Origin of the sequence: Algoriphagus sp. (genome assembly GCF_039969895.1) — a bacterium.
Lineage (GTDB): Bacteria > Bacteroidota > Bacteroidia > Cytophagales > Cyclobacteriaceae > Algoriphagus.
In genome coordinates, this window is the sequence record NZ_JBDVMZ010000010.1 from 119911 (window position 1) to 138178 (window position 18268).

Annotated in this window: 14 protein-coding genes and 1 tRNA gene; 11 read left to right on the plus strand and 4 right to left on the minus strand. The window is 39.9% G+C overall.

Translation table 11 applies throughout. The features are described from left to right. The 7 genes from ABJH64_RS05880 (at position 1) to lpxB (ending at position 10269) form a co-directional block, all read left to right on the plus strand. On the plus strand, positions 1–1923 hold the full coding sequence (locus ABJH64_RS05880; protein WP_348276998.1) for an OmpA family protein: 1923 nt from the start codon (positions 1–3) through the stop codon (positions 1921–1923). 485 nt (positions 1924–2408) lie between these two features. Beyond that, positions 2409–5513, plus strand: a complete 3105-nt coding sequence (locus ABJH64_RS05885) for a SusC/RagA family TonB-linked outer membrane protein (protein ID WP_348276999.1) — start codon at positions 2409–2411, stop codon at positions 5511–5513. Positions 5514–5523: 10 nt separating this feature from the next. Then, positions 5524–7107, plus strand: a complete 1584-nt coding sequence (locus ABJH64_RS05890) for a SusD/RagB family nutrient-binding outer membrane lipoprotein (RefSeq protein ID WP_348277000.1) — start codon at positions 5524–5526, stop codon at positions 7105–7107. Positions 7108–7127: 20 nt separating this feature from the next. Next, positions 7128–8078: a DUF1735 domain-containing protein gene (locus ABJH64_RS05895; RefSeq protein WP_348277001.1), complete on the plus strand. Its 951-nt coding sequence runs from the start codon at positions 7128–7130 to the stop codon at positions 8076–8078. A gap of 128 nt (positions 8079–8206) precedes the next feature. Continuing rightward, positions 8207–8626, plus strand: coding sequence for a 6-carboxytetrahydropterin synthase (locus ABJH64_RS05900; protein WP_348277002.1), 420 nt, complete (start codon positions 8207–8209; stop codon positions 8624–8626). A 71-nt stretch (positions 8627–8697) separates the two neighbouring features. Next, positions 8698–9078: a four helix bundle protein gene (locus ABJH64_RS05905; RefSeq protein WP_348277003.1), complete on the plus strand. Its 381-nt coding sequence runs from the start codon at positions 8698–8700 to the stop codon at positions 9076–9078. A 69-nt stretch (positions 9079–9147) separates the two neighbouring features. Then, complete coding sequence (gene lpxB, locus ABJH64_RS05910) at positions 9148–10269, plus strand: lipid-A-disaccharide synthase (RefSeq protein ID WP_348277004.1); 1122 nt, start codon at positions 9148–9150, stop codon at positions 10267–10269. 32 nt (positions 10270–10301) lie between these two features. Here lpxB and clpX read toward each other — a convergent pair whose 3' ends face one another. From clpX to ABJH64_RS05930, 4 genes are all read right to left on the minus strand, one after another. Next, positions 10302–11528 (minus strand): ATP-dependent Clp protease ATP-binding subunit ClpX, encoded by a 1227-nt coding sequence (gene clpX, locus ABJH64_RS05915; RefSeq protein ID WP_348277005.1) that lies wholly within the window; start codon positions 11526–11528, stop codon positions 10302–10304. Then, positions 11528–12202, minus strand: a complete 675-nt coding sequence (locus ABJH64_RS05920; RefSeq protein WP_283414911.1) for an ATP-dependent Clp protease proteolytic subunit — start codon at positions 12200–12202, stop codon at positions 11528–11530. The genes clpX and ABJH64_RS05920 overlap by 1 nt, the downstream gene beginning before the upstream one ends. Before the next feature lie 75 nt (positions 12203–12277). Beyond that, on the minus strand, positions 12278–13600 hold the full coding sequence (gene tig, locus ABJH64_RS05925; protein ID WP_348277006.1) for a trigger factor: 1323 nt from the start codon (positions 13598–13600) through the stop codon (positions 12278–12280). Positions 13601–13691: 91 nt separating this feature from the next. Beyond that, a tRNA-Leu gene (locus tag ABJH64_RS05930) sits at positions 13692–13773 on the minus strand. A 154-nt stretch (positions 13774–13927) separates the two neighbouring features. Here ABJH64_RS05930 and ABJH64_RS05935 point away from each other — a divergent pair. The 4 genes from ABJH64_RS05935 to ABJH64_RS05950 all read left to right on the plus strand — a co-directional run bounded on the left by ABJH64_RS05935 (position 13928) and on the right by ABJH64_RS05950 (position 18219). Further along, the gene (locus ABJH64_RS05935) at positions 13928–16144 is read left to right on the plus strand and encodes a bifunctional (p)ppGpp synthetase/guanosine-3',5'-bis(diphosphate) 3'-pyrophosphohydrolase (protein ID WP_348277007.1); all 2217 of its coding nucleotides are present in this window, start codon (positions 13928–13930) and stop codon (positions 16142–16144) included. Between the two features lie 54 nt (positions 16145–16198). Then, positions 16199–16672 carry a transcriptional repressor gene (locus ABJH64_RS05940; protein WP_348277008.1) on the plus strand — a complete coding sequence of 158 codons (474 nt, stop codon included), beginning with the start codon at positions 16199–16201 and terminating at the stop codon, positions 16670–16672. A gap of 308 nt (positions 16673–16980) precedes the next feature. Beyond that, complete coding sequence (locus tag ABJH64_RS05945; RefSeq protein WP_348277009.1) at positions 16981–17322, plus strand: STAS domain-containing protein; 342 nt, start codon at positions 16981–16983, stop codon at positions 17320–17322. A 438-nt stretch (positions 17323–17760) separates the two neighbouring features. Beyond that, complete coding sequence (locus tag ABJH64_RS05950; protein WP_348277010.1) at positions 17761–18219, plus strand: small multi-drug export protein; 459 nt, start codon at positions 17761–17763, stop codon at positions 18217–18219. The last annotated feature ends 49 nt before the right edge of the window (positions 18220–18268 follow it).

Sequence of the window (18268 nt, forward strand, 5' to 3'; positions counted from 1 at the left end):
ATGCGCCCTGTATTAGTAGGAATTCTTCTTTTTTTGACCATTTCTTTCGTGAAAGCGCAAAGCTTTTCTATCATTGATAACAAAGCGATTAAGATGTATCAAGAGGGCGAGGAACTCACACTTTCTCGAAATTATGATGGGGCTATCGCAAAATATAAAGATGCGATTAGCCGGGAGGGATCTTTTTTGGAGGCTTATGTCAAACTAGCGCAGCTACAGATTACCCAAGGCAGATTGGAAGAAGCTGAAAGCACTGCAATCGTAGGTAGATCCAAACTCGCAGGGAAAAACACTACAAATAAACATCGAGCAGACATAGGTTGGGTTTTTACCAATCTTTATTTGAAGCAGGGGAAATTCAAAGAAGCATTTCAAGAATTCCAGGCTGCAGATCCATTATTTGATTCTTCATTCAAGCAGTCGCATTACTACGTAGAGATGAAGGAGCAGATGGATTTTTTGGCTACTCAGTTGGGGACTTTCCGAGAGATAGAAAAGGAGAGACTTCCTGAGCCGCTTAATGAATTTCTATTACAATATTTTCCGGTCTTGACTGCTGACGGAGAGCAGATACTGTTCACCAAGCGTGATGGAACCGGCAATAACGATAAGGAAGATATTTTCATGTCTTTTGTGTCTCCAGAAGGCAATTGGTCAAAGCCCCAAAGTATAGCTCAAACAATTAATTCACCTTATAATGAAGGCACTTGCTCTGTAACCGCAGATGGAAATATTCTGATCTATACCTCATGTGATGCGCCTGACTCGGAAGGAAGCTGCGATTTGTATATAGTCTACAGAGTGAATGGCATGTGGCAACGGCCTAGGAATATGGGCAAAAATGTCAATTCCAGATCTTGGGATTCTCAGCCATCGCTATCTGCGGACGGGAGGATCCTTTTCTTCTCCTCTAATCGTAAAGGAGGCTTTGGGGGAAATGATATTTGGTATAGTGTGATGCAAAATGACGCCACCTGGTCGGAAGCGAAAAATCTCGGAAATGTTGTGAATACGCCAAAGGATGAGATTTCCCCGTTTATGTTCTTCAATAATGAAATTCTGTTTTTTTCGTCAAATGGTCACCCTGGTTTTGGAGGGATGGATATACAGTTGTCAAAAGTCGTGGACGGGGAATTTACAAAGCCTCAGAATCTAGGACTGCCTATTAATGATCAGTTAGACCAAGTTGCTTTATTTATCACGGCACAAAAAGATTATGCCTATTTCACTGAGCTGACTACTTCAGAACGAGAGAATGAACGCTCCTTATTATACCGCTTCAAATTCCCGGAAGAAATTTCTTTGGGTGAAAATCTTACTGTCACTGAAGGGAAAGTATTTAATTCGAAAACAGGAGCGCCAATCGATGCTACCTTATCACTGGTGTCCCTGACAAATGATAGCACGCTCTACCTGTTCAAAGCAGATGGGAAAACCGGCGCATTCACCATGCTATATCCAGAAAATGCGATTTCTGGATTATATGTTGAGAAAAAAGGATTTCTACCCAAAATCTATAATGTAGATCGCGATCAAATCAAAAATGTGAAAGATCTGAAAGTTGAGTTGGTTCCCGTCGCTTCCGGGGAGGAGTTTGTTTTCGAAAACGTATTCTTTGAATTTGATCAGTATGACCTACGGCCGGAATCTGTTTCCTCTTTGTCCCGTTTAGTGAAGTTTTTGGCAGAAAACCCAAATGTGAATATTTTAATCTCAGGCCATACAGATAATGTGGGGAGCGCAACTTATAATATCAATCTAAGTTTGCAGCGAGCCAAAAGCGTCCAAGAATACCTGATAAATCATGGATTTCATGAAGCTAGAGTAATGGTAGAAGGAAAGGGAGATACCAATCCTATGGTGCCAAATACCACGGCGGAAAATCAAGCATTGAACCGCAGAATAACTATAAAAATTTTATAAAGAACTGAGGGACGGGCAGGTTAACTGTTTTTCAAAGGAAGTGCTTAAAATTATTAAGTTAATTTAATTTTTAACTACGTAGTTTTTTTATTTGATAAAAATCAATTATCCGATTATAATTCTATCTATTTCGCATTAAAGGCAATAATTTGACATGATTCAATGTGATTATACCTTTAAAATTTGGTGATTTTGGCAAAATCAGGAATATAAATAGGTATAGTTTTGAACTAGGTTTTAAATCCTGATAATTTTTATTTTAATAAAAAATTAACTTTTGTTAACATTAGAATAATGGAGGGAATGGACTCTATTCCCAAATTTTTATCCTCTCAAACCAATGAAAATTTCGTGCTAGACGTTAATGCCCAATTATTGTAAAAATGTTCAATTGCGGTTGTACGTAAATAATCAAGCCTTGGTTTTGCGATATTCCATCAATAAGAATATCATTGAGTTATAATATAAACCAAATCATAAAACTTATGAAGAAAATTTTACTCCTAGGGCTTTCGCTATTCCTAGTAAGTGCTGTGGCATTTGCACAGGGGCGTAAAGTAACCGGAATAGTATCTTCGGGCGAAGATGGTTCACCAATCCCAGGTGCAACTGTATTAGTAAAAGGTACTAGCGTAGGTGCTGCCACAGATATTGATGGTAAGTACTCATTGGACATCCCAGCAAATGGGACAGTTTTGGTGTTTAGTTTCATAGGAACTACCACTCAAGAGATCACAATTGGTCAGCAGTCTGTCATCGATGTTGTATTGCAACCAGACGTGCAGAGCTTGAGTGAAGTTGTGATCACCGGTGCTGCGGGTGTTGAGTCCAGAAGAATAGAGATGGGCTACAATGCTACCAGTATTGAGACTCGTGATGTAGCACAAGGACGTGCTGCTAACGTGGCGGCTGGTCTAACAGGTAAAGTAGCAGGTATGCAGATCAATACAACTGGTTCGGGTGTAAACCCTAATGTGCGAGTAATATTGAGAGGTAGCCGTTCTTTAACTGGTGACAACGAAGCGTTGATCGTAGTAGATAACGTGATTGTTCCAAATACTATTTTGGGAAATCTTAATCCTCAAGATATTCAAGAAATCACTGTTCTTAATGGTGCTAACGCAGCTGCTCTTTACGGTTCTGCTGCTTCTAACGGTGCATTGATCATCGTAACGAAAAAAGGTAAGTCCGGTGCTCCTAAAGTAACTGTAGGTCATACAGTTAATTTGGAGCAGGTAAGTTTCTTCCCTCAGATTCAGGATGAATTCGGTTCAGGATATGCTGGTGGATACCCTCAGCAGTACGTTCCTTATGAAAACCAGCAGTATGGTCCTCGATTTGATGGATCAATGGTAGAGATAGGAAGACCATTGGAAGATGGTTCTATCCAGACAGTTCCTTACTCTAACACAGGTTCTAAGAATGATTTCTGGGAGACTGGTGTTACAAACCAAACTGACGTTTCTATAAGTGGTGGTGATGACAAGTCAACCAACTTCTTCTCTGCTCAATATCTTAATAACGATGGTACAACTCCTGGCGATAATTACACCAGAGCTTCGATTAGGTTTAACAGTACTAGAAAATTCAATGACAAACTTGCCTTGAATCTCTCTACAAACTATGTTCAGAATAGATATGACATCACTACTGCTACAGGTAGTATGTATGATCAAATCCTTCAAACTCCTGCACATGTTCCATTGACTAGTTACAAAGATTGGAGAAATGACCCTTTTGCCAATCCGAACGGATACTATAACGAGTATTATGACAACCCTTATTTCCAAAAAGACAATAGCCGTCAAAATTCAGGTAATGACTATTTGGTAGGTAACGTAGAGCTGAAATACAAGCCGTTAACGTGGTTGGACTTTACTTATAGAATAGGTGTCTCAAATAGAACTAGATACAATAAAAATACGACTGGTCAGTTTACCTTCACTGATTATACGAAAAGTATTTCTTCTGCGAAGACAGATATCCCAGGTGGTGTATCTGATGGATCTGGGTACAGCAATCAACTTATCTCTGACTTCTTGATTAATTTGAAAAAGCCGGTAGGTGATAATCTATTCTTCAACCTATTGCTTGGTAATCAGTTGAGAAGAAATGAATCTAAGAGCGTAGGTGTTAGTGCTAATGGACTCGTAATTCCTGGTCTTTACAATGTTTCTAACCGTGTAGGCGAGCCAGGAGCAAGTGAAAGTAACGCCGAGTCTAGTCAAGTAGGTGTGTTCGGTCAATTTAAAATGGCTTATAACGACTACCTTTTTGTGGAATTGACAGGTAGAAACGATTGGGTCTCTGTACTATCTAAAGAAAATAGATCATTCTTTTATCCTGCTGCCAACGTTTCTTTTGTAGCTTCAGAGGCTCTGCCTGCATTGAAGAATAAGGTTATCAGTCAATTGAAGCTTAGAGGTGGTGTTTCTCAAGTAGGTCAGGTGAACCTAGGTCCTTACCAACTAGATCCTACATTTAGCCCATCTGGGGGATTCCCGTTTGGTAGCCTTTCCGGATATACGCTTGATAATCGTCTTGTTGCAGCAGATTTGGAGCCAGAGATCACATCATCTTTTGAATTTGGTACTGACTTCATCTTATTTGATGGTAAAGTAAATGGTTCATTCACTTACTATCAATCAGAGACAGAAAATCAAACTATATCTACTGGAGTATCAGCTGCTACTGGATTCACTTCCTATTTGCAAAACACAGGTATCGTATCTAATAAGGGATATGAGACTATGTTGAATGTAACAGCGTTCGCTAGAAATAACTTCCAAGTTAATATTGGAGCTAACTATACCTTCAATGACAACACTGTAAAAGAAATTGCAGATGACTTGGATAGACTTCAACTTTCTTCAGGTGGTAACGCTCAAGTGTATGCTATCGAAGGCAGACCATATCCAATGTTGATTGGTACAGTGTACAATAGGGATGAGCAAGGTAGAATTATAGTTGATGCTATCTCAGGTTATCCAAGTGTTGCTCAAGAGCAAGTGGAACTTGGAAATACTCAGCCAAGACACAGACTAGGTGTCAATGCTGAATTCCTTTACAAAGGTTTCAGATTGTATGCACTTGCTGAATACAGAGGTGGATACAATATTTATTACAGTGGTGGTGGATCATTTGACTTCTCTGGTTCTGGAGAAACAACTACCTACTTCAACAGAGAGCGTTTTGTGATTCCAAATTCATCTTATGAGAATCCTGAGGCTCCTGGAACGTACATCGAGAACACTAATATTACAGTAACTGACGGTGGTGCAGGTTTTTGGACGGATGGTTCATTTAGAAGAAACATTGCTGAAAACTATCTAATCGATGGTGCTTACTGGAAACTACGAGAAGTCGCTATTTCTTATGACTTCCCTGCTAGTCTAATGAGCAAGGTTGGATTCCTTCAAGGCGCTACTATTACAGCTCAAGGCAGAAACTTGTTGATCTTTACTCCGGATTCTAATATCTACACAGATCCAGATTTCAACTTCTCTGACGGAAATGCCGTAGGTATTGTAACTCTTGCTGCTACACCTCCTACTAGATTCTACGGTGGTTCTCTCACCCTAACATTTTAATTAGATTGAAATGAAAAATTTATTAAAAATATTTACCCTTGCTTCACTTATTACAATCACTTCTTGTGATTCCTTTTTGGGAGATAATGTGAATCCTAATGACGCGACTTCAGCAACTCCCGAGTTAGTACTTCCTAATGCACTAACGAGGACAGCATCATTGTTGCGTTCCTATAATACCAGTGCTATGTGGATCAATGGTTATACCGTTAATGCTGGTGGTTTTGGTGGATGGGGTTCGGTTGTCACATACAACTACACTACAGATTCTTATAATGGAACTTGGTCTGCGACATATGATGACCTAATCAACTATGAGTACATCATCAATACTACTGCTGAAGATCCTAGCAAAGCCTATTTCAATGCTGTAGCCAGAGTCATGAAAGCTTGGGACTTCCACATGTTAGTGGACGTTTTTGGAGATGTTCCTTATACCGAAGGGCTTAAAGGAGCTGAGAATGTCACTCCAGCCTACGATGATCAAGTAGCTATCTATCAAGATTTAGTAGCACAGTTGAATACAGCAATTGATTTGCTAACCAACTCATCTGGTGCTAATGGTCTTGGATCTGCTGATGTGATGTTCGGTGGAGATGTTAACAAATGGGCTAAGTTTGCTAACACGTTGAAATTGAGGTTACTTATCAGAATGTCTAGTTCTTCTGAGACTAGTGCATTTGCAGCAACACAGTTTGCTTCTATGAATACTAGCTTAGGTTTCATTACAGAAGATGCACAGGTTAACCCAGGTTATATTGCAACTGCTGGTAAGCAAAATCCATATTGGGATGTGTACCATACCTCTGCTGCAGGTGCGCTTTCTGGATCTGGACGTTCTGCTATCCCTTCAGAATATGTTTACTCATTCTACAATGGTGTTAAATTATTAGATGAAGGTCGAGGCGCTGCAACTTACAGAGGCTTTCCAGCAGGAACTCCTAAGGGACAGTTGGGTAACCTAGTTGATAATCCTGCTGCATTAGCAAATCAGACCGCATGGTATGTTGGTACTGGAACTGGAACCAACGCAACTGATGCTATTGGATTACTTAAAGGTAGAACAGCTAGCGTACCTATGATGCTTGCTGCTGAGTCTTATTTCTTACAAGCTGAAGCTTATATGAAAGGTTTCCTTTCAGGAGATGACAAAGCTGCATTTGAAAATGGTGTTATAGCTTCTTTCAGATACTTATATAAAGAGATCAATGGAAATGTGAAAGCTGGATTGGATCCTAAGGCTGATTTTGAAACTTACAAAATGGATAATCCAAACAGCTATCTTGTAAATTATAATCTTGCTACATCTAAAGAACAGAAGTTAGAAGCTATCATTACTCAGAAATACATCGCTTACAATTTCATCAATGCGCATGAGACATGGTCTGATTTCAGAAGAACTACTTATCCTAAAATAGTTAATGGATCATCTAATCCTACTGCGAGTTTTGCTTCAATTCTCTCCACTTCGCCTAGACCTGATGAGCTTCCTGTGAGATGGTTATATGCATCTTCAGAGTTCCAACTTAATCCTGCTAGTGTTCCATCTGGAGTGAATCAGTTTTCAACATTGATTTTCTGGCAAGCACAATAATTTAAAAATTAGATATAGATATGAAAAATATATTAACTAAAATTGGACTGTTTGCTGTTGCTATGGTGACACTTACATCCTGTTTGGATGAGGATCCTCTTTTCGATCCTGACAAAGTAGAAAATGTCGTAGAGTTCTATGACATTGGTCTAATCGCTTCCGTGAATAGTGTTTACCCACTTTATGTTAGTTCATTTAAGGCGCAAGAATCAGTTGACTTAGATATTATCGTAAGTTACTCTGGAGCTCAGGAAAACACTCGAGATATCAACGTTAAATTCAAAGTAGATGAAGCTGCTCTAGCAGAGTACAATAGCTCTGAGGGAACTAAATACGAAGTGCTTCCTTCAAATCTGTATAGTATTGATGCAATGGAAGTCACAATCCCTAGGGGTCAACGTCAAGTGGTGAAGACGATCAAAATCTTCACTAATAAGTTTGACTTCACTAAGAGCTATGCAATTCCATTGACTATCACTGAATCGTCTTTCGGTATTATATCTGGAAACTTTGAGACAGCTATTTATGCTGTGGGTGCAAAGAATAAGTATGATGGTATCTATGAAGTAACAGGTTCATTTGTTGATAGAACTAACGCGAACTTCAAACCAATCTATCCTTATGAAGCAGAATTGAGAACTATCACTGGTACTACAGTTCAGAGATGGGATCACTATTATGGTGGTCAGGATTACTACTTCAATACTGGTACTGGTATTAGCCGTTATGGTTCTTATTCTGCTATTTTCGGTATGGATGATTCAGACAATGTAGTTTCTGTAGTAAATGCTTATGGTCAGCCTTCTTCAAATGGTAGATCTGCAGCACTGGATCCTTCTGGAGTTAATAAGTTCACTATAGTTTCTGATACAGATAAAACACTAGTAGTAAGTTACTACATGATGCAACCAACTGGTACCATCAGATGTGTGTTCCAAGAGACTTTCAAATACCTACGCGAAAGAGATTAATCTCATTTAACATGTATTAGTTTAAACCCCGGTGAGATTCTCATCGGGGTTTTATTTTTTATGATATACTCGTTGAATTCGATATTCCGCATCTTCTGGTTAACTTTGCCGCCTATTCCTGTTTAGAGATGATTTACGTTTGTAGAAAAGAACACTTCAATGCAGCCCATAAACTTTGGAATCCAAAATGGTCTGATGAAAAGAATGTGGAGGTTTTTGGCCCCTGCGCCAATGTGAACTGGCATGGTCATAATTTCGAGCTAATCGTGATGGTAAAAGGCCTCCCAGATCCTGATACCGGATTTGTGGTTGACTTGAAAAAGCTCAGCACCCTGATCCGTACCTTGGTAATAGATAAAGTGGATCATAAAAATTTGAATGTCGATGTTGATTTCATGCATGGTAAATTGGCCAGTTGTGAAAATCTCATCATGGAATTCTGGAAAATTTTGGAGCCAGCTGTGAAAGAGATCACCGCTCATGGAGGATTGCATAAGTTGACGCTATATGAGACTCCGAGAAATTTTGTGGAGTACTTTGGGGAGTAATGAAAATGTGATTAGGGAGTTGTAAATAGTTTTTGTTGTAGATTATTTTTAAACAATTAGTATTATGGCGTATGTTAGTTTTTTATTATGAGCTCGATGTTTACAAGTTATCAAGGCAATTGGCTAAGGATGTTTATGTTATCTCAAAGAAATTTTCAATTGAAAAAAGGTATTCTTTGACCGATCAAATTAGAAGATCATCAAGATCTGTAGGAGCTCAACTTGCGGAAAGTTGGGGTAAGAGAAGATATGTAAATCATTTTATTTCTAAGCTTTCTGACTCAGATGCTGAGCAATATGAAACACAACATTGGATAGAGGTTGCTTTGGATTGCGAATTGGTCAGCAAAGGAGAACGAGACCTAGTTGTTAATACATGTGAGATCATCAATCCAAAGCTAAATGCAATGATGAATAAAGCAGATTTATTCTGTTCAATCGTTAAAAAGTAATTCTGTCTTTTTAATCATCATACCGTACAAAAGTTACTATTTACTGTTAACCACTCACCAAAATCATACTTGGCATTTACACATAAAATTTATATCATCTCCGGTGAGCGCTCCGGTGATCTTCATGCCTCCAATTTGGTACGATCTCTTTTGTCCAAACGGCCAGATCTGAAGATTAGAGGAATGGGTGGAAGCTATTCCAAAGCTGCAGGAGTGGAACTGGCAGTTGACTATGCTGAGGTGGCATTAATGGGTTTTTTGGAAGTTGTTCTTGGTTTTCGAAAAGTATTGAAATACCTCACGATTGTAAAAAATGATATTTCAGCCTATCATCCTGATGCAATCATTTTAGTCGATTACGGTGGCTTCAATATGAAGATCGCCGCCTTTGCCAAGGCAAATAATATTCCCGTTCACTATTATATTCCCCCAAAAGTATGGGCTTGGAATCAAAAACGAGCACTGAAATTAAAGGCGAATACTGATCAGATCTATTCTATTCTGCCATTTGAACCCGCATTTTTTCAGAAATTCGACATGCTTGTGCATTACGTAGGTAATCCACTTCTGGATGAAATTTCAAAATTTCAAGGACATGAGTTTTTCTTTCAAAAGAACGAATTGAGCTATCAACCCATCATAGCCTTGCTGCCAGGAAGTCGAGCTCAAGAGATCAATGCAATGCTCGATCGTATGATTGAGTTGGTGAAAGAGTTTCCAAATGCTCAGTTTGTAATAGCTGGAGTTGGAGACTTGGGCGCTGAGATTTACCGTCGTGGAGAGGCTGCTGGAATTCGTGTGATTTATGATCAGACCTACGATTTGCTTTCTCACTCCATCGCTGCTGTGGTTACCTCTGGGACAGCCACACTGGAGACGGCTTTGTTTCGTGTTCCTCAGATAGTCGTGTACCGTACCAGTACCATTTCTTATGCCATAGCCAAGCATCTAATTCGGGTCCCCTACATTTCATTGGTCAACCTGATAGCGGACAAAGAAGTGGTAAAAGAACTTATTCAAACTGATTTTTCTATTTCTAAGTTAAAAGCTGAACTTCAACAGATATTGGGAAACCACGTGTATAGAGGTCATATGCTGCAAGGTTATGATTTGATCAAAGACAGGATAGGAGAGACAAGTGCTTCTCAGACTACTGCTGAATTGATATTGGAAAGCCTTTCCAAAAAATAAACCCTGCCTCCGAAGAGACAGGGTTTGTGCTATTATGCTACTTGAAGTCGCTTGAACTTAGATTTATCAAATTTCTCCCGAGCGTATTTTTCATCAATGATCAATTCCGTAATGGAATCATCAGATGGGATGTCGTACATCGCGTCGGTGATGATTGCTTCGCATATGGACCTAAGACCTCTTGCTCCTAAGTTGAATTCCACCGCTTTTTCTACAATAAAATCGATTCCACTTTCTTCAAAAGTGACTTTCACCCCTTCGTAGTTGAGAAGCTTTGCATATTGTTTTACCAAAGCATTTTTTGGTTCGGTCAAAATCCTTTTCAAAGCATCGGCATGTAAGGGATCCAAATGGGTCAATACGGGAAGCCTTCCGATCAACTCCGGGATTAATCCAAACGCTTTCAAATCCTGGGCAGTCACGTATTGAAGTAGATTTTCTCTATCAGCCACCGCATCTGCGGCCTCTTTGCTGAATCCCATAGGCTGAGTGTTCAGTCGCTTGCCGATGTGTCTAGCTATTCCATCAAATGCTCCTCCGCAGATAAAGAGAATATTCTCTGTATTTACCGCGATCATTTTCTGGTCAGGATGCTTACGTCCTCCTTGAGGTGGTACGTTCACGATAGTGCCCTCTAGCAGCTTCAACATTGCCTGCTGCACTCCTTCACCGCTTACATCTCTAGTGATGGATGGATTGTCTGACTTTCTAGCGATTTTGTCCAACTCATCTATATACACGATTCCTCGCTCAGCAGCTTCCACATTGTAGTCCGCAGCCTGGAGAAGCCTAGTAAGAATGCTTTCCACATCCTCACCCACGTAGCCAGCCTCAGTCAATACTGTGGCATCTGCAATGCAGAAAGGAACTTCTAAGGTTTTCGCGAGGGTTTTGGCAAGGTAGGTTTTACCTGTACCTGTATCGCCCACCATGATGATGTTGGATTTTTCAATCTTCACTTCATCCTTCTCTTCCTTCTGGAAAAGACGCTTGTAGTGGTTATAAACAGCAACAGTCAAAACTTTCTTGGCATCTTCCTGACCAATTACATATTGATCTAGATAGCCAGTAAGTTCCTTCGGTTTTTTAAGCTTGATTTTTGGTTTTGGGCCATCCTTTTTCTTGGTTTTATCTTCCTCGCCAAGAATCAAATGGGCTTGATCAATGCAGAAATTACAAATGTGTGCAGATATACCTGACACCATTAGATCTACATCTTTCTTATTTCTACCGCAAAAGGAGCAGGTAACTTGAGCCATTATTTTGGTTTTTTAACTAGTACTTCATCGATAAGGCCGTAAGCTTTAGCTTCTGGCGCTTTCATCCAATAGTCTCGTTCTGAGTCTTTTTCAATTTGTTCAGGGGTTTTACCTGTGTGCTCGGATAGAATCCCATATAATTCCTCACGCATGGATAGGATCAACTTCAAGGAAATTTCCATATCGGTGGATTTACCTTGCATTCCTCCTGAAGGTTGGTGAATCATCACTCTAGAATGCTTCAGTGCGGATCTCTTGCCAGCTGCTCCACCTGCGAGCAGTACTGCTCCCATCGAAGCCGCTATACCCGTGCAAATAGTAGCTACGTCGGGATTGATAAATTGCATGGTGTCATAGATTCCCAGACCAGCAGTCACTGATCCGCCCGGGCTATTAACATAAAGTAGAACGTCTTTCTTAGAATCTACAGACTCCAGGAAAAGTAACTGTGCTACGATGATGTTTGCAATATGATCATCTACTCCAGTACCTAGGAAAATGATACGGTCCATGATCAATCTGGAGAAAACGTCAATCTCTCTGAAATTCTGAGGACGCTCCTCGATAACTGAGCGTGTCATGTTTTCGATATGTTGCGTGTACTGGTCAAAAGCAGTACCGCTTACGCCTTGATTGTGAATAGCGTACTTTCTGAATTCTTCTTTGTTGATCATCTTTCTAGTTTGTTGTGGTAAACAAAAATAAAAAAAGCCCTTGAATAAGAGCTTTTTTATGAGGATTTAAGCGAATTACTTCGCTAATAGTTCCTTGAACTCGTCAATGCTTAAGTCCTTTTCATTTACACTGATTTTGTCTAGGGCAAAAGCCAGTACTTTTTCATTCTGAATGGAGGTGAGCATGTTCATATAGTTCTGACCTTCTTCTCCTTTGAGGTAGTTGTCCACAAACATATCCATGCTGTCTTCCATCTGAGCTCCAAGGCCTGATGCTGCAAATTGCTCACGCACCATCTGCTTAGTTTTCTCGATCACTTCTTCGTGCTCAGCTTTGATTTCGTTCTTAGTAGCGATCTCATTAGAAATCAATGACCAAGTCAGCTGTTTTGCGTACATAGGAAATTCTTTCTCTATATCTTCTGCAGTCACCTTGCCATCATTGGCGATCATAAGCCACTCTTTCAAAAATGCCTCTGGCAGATCCACCTTGGCTGCATCAGTTAGTACTTTCTTCAATTCCTCCTCAGTGAATACTTTGGACTCCTTGTCATAATTAGCCTGAAGGGTCTCACGTACTTTAGTGACAAATTCCTCCTCTGATGCTACTTGATCTGGGCCAAAAATCTTATCAAAGAATTCCTGATTCATCTCAGCTCTCTCTTTTCTGTTGATGTTTTTCACAGTTAGAGTCAAGCTTCCATCAAGATCTTTAGTTTCTTCTTCATCTAGTCCAAAAGCTTCTTCCCACTGTCCTTTCTTCACCTCTTTTGCATCGAATTCTACGACAGCTTCTTTGGTCACACCGATGAATTTACCCGCAAGTTTTTTAGTGATTTTAGACAAGTCCAGAGAAACAGTTTGTTCAAACTTACCTTCATTGGCTGACAAGTCTCCATAGATATGATCTCCTTCTTCACTCACTTCAGGATTAGTGCTGTTGCCATATTGAGAGGTAAGGTTCTCAAGTGTTTCCTTGATCAACTTATCATCTACTTTAATAGCATATTTTGTGGCTTTGATTTTTGGATCAAGTGTCAGGTCAACATTCTCCACAAATCCGATTTTGTAGTCAAATTCAAAATCTTTTTGAGATTTCCAGTCGATGGTTCCCTGATCTTGAGGAAGTGGATCTCCCAAGATTTTGAAAGTTTGTTCTTTCAAGTATTTATTCAGCGATTCACTAAGGATAGTATTGATCTCTTCTACCAATACGGAAGTACCGTACATGTTCTTCACCATAGAGATTGGAGCCTTACCAGGTCTGAATCCTTTGATGTTAGCTTTTTTTGCAAAGTCCTTAAGTTTTGCGTCAACCTTAGGTTGGTAATCTGCTTCGTTTAATTTAATTTTAATTAAAGCTTGATTTGCTGAATGCTTGTCTTGTGTGATTTCCAAAGCTTAAAATTTTAGAATGAAGATTAACTAAAAACCCCCAATCCCTACCCTGTTGTTGAAGACAGTTGAGTGATTGAGGGTTCGGTATTTGTGCGGATAGAGGGACTCGAACCCCCATGCCTCGCGGCGCTAGATCCTAAGTCTAGTGCGTCTACCAATTTCGCCACATCCGCAATACGTACAATTGATAAATGAAAATTCTTCCAAATCCAATTGTGGATGCAAATGTAGGTACTATAAAATAAAATGCAATAGCATGAGAAAAAATATTTGTCATTTGATGCTAAATGGGCAGATAGCCCCATTTTTGTATTAAATTCCTCTAGTATGATTGAAGTGGATATAGAAGTAGAAAGAAAAGAAATACTCAAACGCTACAGACGGTTATTGAGACAGGCAAAACCAGTCCTCAAAGATGGAGACGCCAAACTGATTAAAAGGGCTTTCAATGTTTCTCTCGAGGCACACAAGGACATGAGGCGTAAGTCTGGGGAGCCTTATATCTATCACCCGCTGGAAGTGGCCCTTGTTTGTGTTGAAGAAATCGGCCTAGGTACCACATCCATCGTAGCAGCCTTGTTGCATGATGTGGTCGAAGATACTGACTGGGAGTTGGAGGATATTGAGCGAGAATTTGGCTATAAAGTCATGACGATCATCGACGGTCTTACCAAGATCGCAGGTGTATTTGAATATGGTAGTTCCCAGCAGGCGGAGAATTTCCGTAAGATGCTGCTGACTCTCTCGGATGATGTCCGTGTGATTTTGATCAAGCTGGCAGACAGATTGAACAACATGCGAACGCTATCCAGCATGCCAAGGCACAAGCAACTCAAAATAGCCTCGGAAACAATGTACCTGTATGCTCCACTGGCGCACAGACTGGGGCTATATGCGATCAAATCAGAGCTAGAAGATCTCTATTTGAAATATACCGACACGGCTACCTATAAGGAGATTGTATTCAAAATCAACGAATCGAAGTCCTACAGAAATAAGTTTATACGAAGCTTTATCCTGCCGATTGAGGAAGAACTGAATAGAACCGGATTGGATTTTACGATAAAGGGCAGGCCCAAGTCAGTTTTTTCGATTTATAACAAAATGAAAAAGCAAGGCATCCCATTCGAAGAGGTATATGACTTGTTTGCTGTTCGGATTATTTTGGAAAGTGATCTTGAAAGTGAAAAGGCAGATTGCTGGCAGGTGTATTCCATCGTCACGGATTTCTATAGACCCAATCCGGATAGACTGCGGGATTGGATCAGTACGCCGCGATCCAATGGTTATGAATCACTTCATACCACTGTGATGAGTGGAACTGGTCAGTGGGTGGAAGTTCAAATCCGTACAGAGCGTATGGATGAGATCGCCGAGCGGGGATATGCAGCTCATTGGAAATACAAGGATAAGGAGAATAGCAAAGGACCATCAGGTCTCGATGATTGGATTACCCAGGTTCGCGGCCTACTTGAATCCAACGATGGTAATGCGATCGAATTCATGGATGATTTCAGAGGAAATCTCTTTCATGATGAGGTTTTCGTCTTTACCCCTAAAGGCGACTTGAAAGTCCTGCCATTTGGTTCTACTGCATTGGATTTTGCTTTTGAAATCCATACAGAAGTAGGAGCAAAATGCATAGGAGCGAAGGTAAATCAGCGCCTAGTGCCTATTTCTCACAAACTTAAAAATGGCGATCAGGTAGAGATCCTAACATCTAACAAGCAGAAGCCTTCGGAGGATTGGCTGAATACCGTAGTCACGACTAGGGCGAAAGCTAAGATCAAGGATGCTCTGCGCGAGGACAAAAAGTCTGCGATATTGGATGGCAAGGAGATCGTACAGCGGAAGATGAAGCAGATGAAAATGGAATTTAATTCTGAATCTGTAGAGAAACTTCGTGCATTTTTTGAATTGAAGACGGCCAATGAGTTTTATTTCCGTGTAGGAATAGGAGCCATTGATCCCACTTCGATCAAGACATTCAAGGATTTCAAAGCCACCCAAAAACTTCAGAATAAATCAAGTCAAGAGAAAGTAAAGGATGAATCTACCTTCACGAAGGAGATTAAAAGTCTCAAAGGGTCAGATCATGACCAACTTTTAATCGGAGAGGATATGGATGTGGTAGATTACATTCTCGCCAAATGCTGCAATCCCATCCCCGGTGATGATGTATTTGGATTTGTAACGATCAATGAGGGCATCAAAATCCATAGAACTTCCTGCCCAAATGCTCTTGAATTGCTGTCTAACCACGGCAATCGGGTGATCAAAGCCAGGTGGACGAGCCATAAAGAGATCGCCTTTTTGGCCGGTTTGAGGATAATAGGTACAGACAGAGTAGGATTGATAAATGACGTAACTAAGGTGATTTCCAATGATTTGAAAGTAAATATGCGATCGATCACAGTAGATTCTGATGCGGGTATTTTCGAAGGTACGATCAAGCTATATGTCAATAGCACAGAGCATTTGGATAAGTTGATTGAGAATTTGGTAGGTGTCGATGGAATTTTAAAGGTTTCAAGGTTTGATTGATCCAATGAATCTTTTCTTACTTACAAAAGTTATATTTGAAAAAATACCCAACTAATGGCTTTGAATACTACTCACTTCGAAGAGGTAAAAAAGATATTTACAGCATATCTAGAGAATAAGAAGCTCCGAAAAACGCCCGAGCGGTATGCAATTCTCGAAGAAATCTATACTCGAACAGGACATTTTGATGTGGAGTCACTTTACATCAGTATGAAGAACAAGAATTATCGTGTAAGTAGAGCTACCGTGTACAATACGCTAGATCTATTAGTAGAATGTGATTTGGTCACCAAGCATCAGTTCGGTAAAAATCTCGCTCAGTTCGAAAAATCCTATGGCTTTAAACAACATGATCATTTGATCTGTACAGATTGTAATCAGGTGCTAGAGTTTTGTGATCCCCGAATTCAAAATATCCAGAATACCGTAGGGGAAATCCTGAATTTTAAGGTTCTTCATCACTCCTTAATTCTTTACGGCAACTGTCTCAAGGAGAATTGCGATAATAGAAAAGCGGAAACTATTTAAAATAAAAATTTCTCAAACTGCTTATCACCGATATTAGCACGAATCTCTTAATTGTCCAGTAAAAAACTTTATCAGTTAAATACCCGCGAGAAATTATCCTCACCTTGAGGTTTGATTATCTGACCTTTGAATAAAAAATCACGAGTGTATCCGCATTACTACCAATAAAGAGCCTAAAGTCAAGTAAGATTTGGTCAACTTTAGAATTGAGGCCACTTCAGTTACCGGTCTTAGGACTTTTGACGAGTTGAGCAAGGGAGTTTGGGATACTGGCAAGATTGCGGATAATCATAAAAAATTACATACATATGAAACTGACCTATAACACAAGCAAAGATGCGCTGGCGCATTATCTTTTTATTCAAGGGGATTTGATAGGGGATGAAGTAGGTCCCAAGTTGGTAGAGGTGGTTTCAGATGCTCTGGAGGATGGAGCCAAAAAATTTGTGGTTGATTTGAGCGGGGTACGATACATCAGTTCCAGTGGTATCGGGCTACTAATCACGATGCTGACCAAGATGCGAAATAAAGACGGAGAAGTTTACTTAACTGCGCCTTCTGAGCACGTAAAAAAATTATTGATCATCACCAAGCTGAATAACATATTTACAGTGTACGATTCTATAGAGGATTTCAAAAAGCAAGGGTAGTATTGGACTACATGATTACCTCATTCAGTTCTTGGATTGAATTGGAACGCGAGTTTTGTGAATACATTTTTTGAGCGCACGCTTAAATTCTTGTTTTTATTTTGATCTTTTCATGTCCTTCATTATGAGCACACTAGCAAAATCACAGGCTCTTAGAAACGTTGTAGATGTACGGGGATTGTTTTGAGGGCTGTCCAAAAAAGCTTTAATTCCACCAATACTATTTCTTCAAGTTTGAATCGAGGCGTTTTAGCAAATAGTAAAGAAGGTCAATCTATATCAGGAGAGTTATGGGAAAGTTTTCATCAATTGTAATCTTTCCCAAAAAATGGGAAACTTTTTGGGCCAAAACCGTTTTATGAAATCAATGATTTGATCGGGCGTGAAATTAACTCTCACGGGAAAATCATTACTTTTGCAGCATTTAATCACCACTTCATGTTTCTGGATATACTTGTCGCCATGCTATGGAGCATCTCTCCGTTTGGGGAAGCGAAACTAGGCCTGCCTTATGCCTTGTTGAATGATATAAATATTTATTTGGCTTTTGTGCTTTGCTTTTTTGCAAATGTGATGGTTTTCCCGGTGATGACATTTTTTCTTGATGTTGTCAATCGTTACCTGCTGAAATGGTATCATTATAAGAAAGCAGCGATTTTTGTTGGCCGCAGAGCTAAATCCGGAGCAGGAAAAAACGTGGAAAAATATGGTTTCTGGGGCTTGATGTTTTTTGTACTCCTGCCCATCCCGGGTACTGGTGTGTATGCAGGTACTATCGCGAGTTATCTTTTTGGAATGGAAAAGAAAAAGGCTTTTTTGGCGAATACCATAGGGATCTTCATCTCCTGTCTTATCGTGTGGGTGACCACCGTAATTGCTATTGGAGGCTTTAATTAATTGTCTCAATCTCACAAAAAAAGGTCTGGAATTTCAATTCCAGACCTTT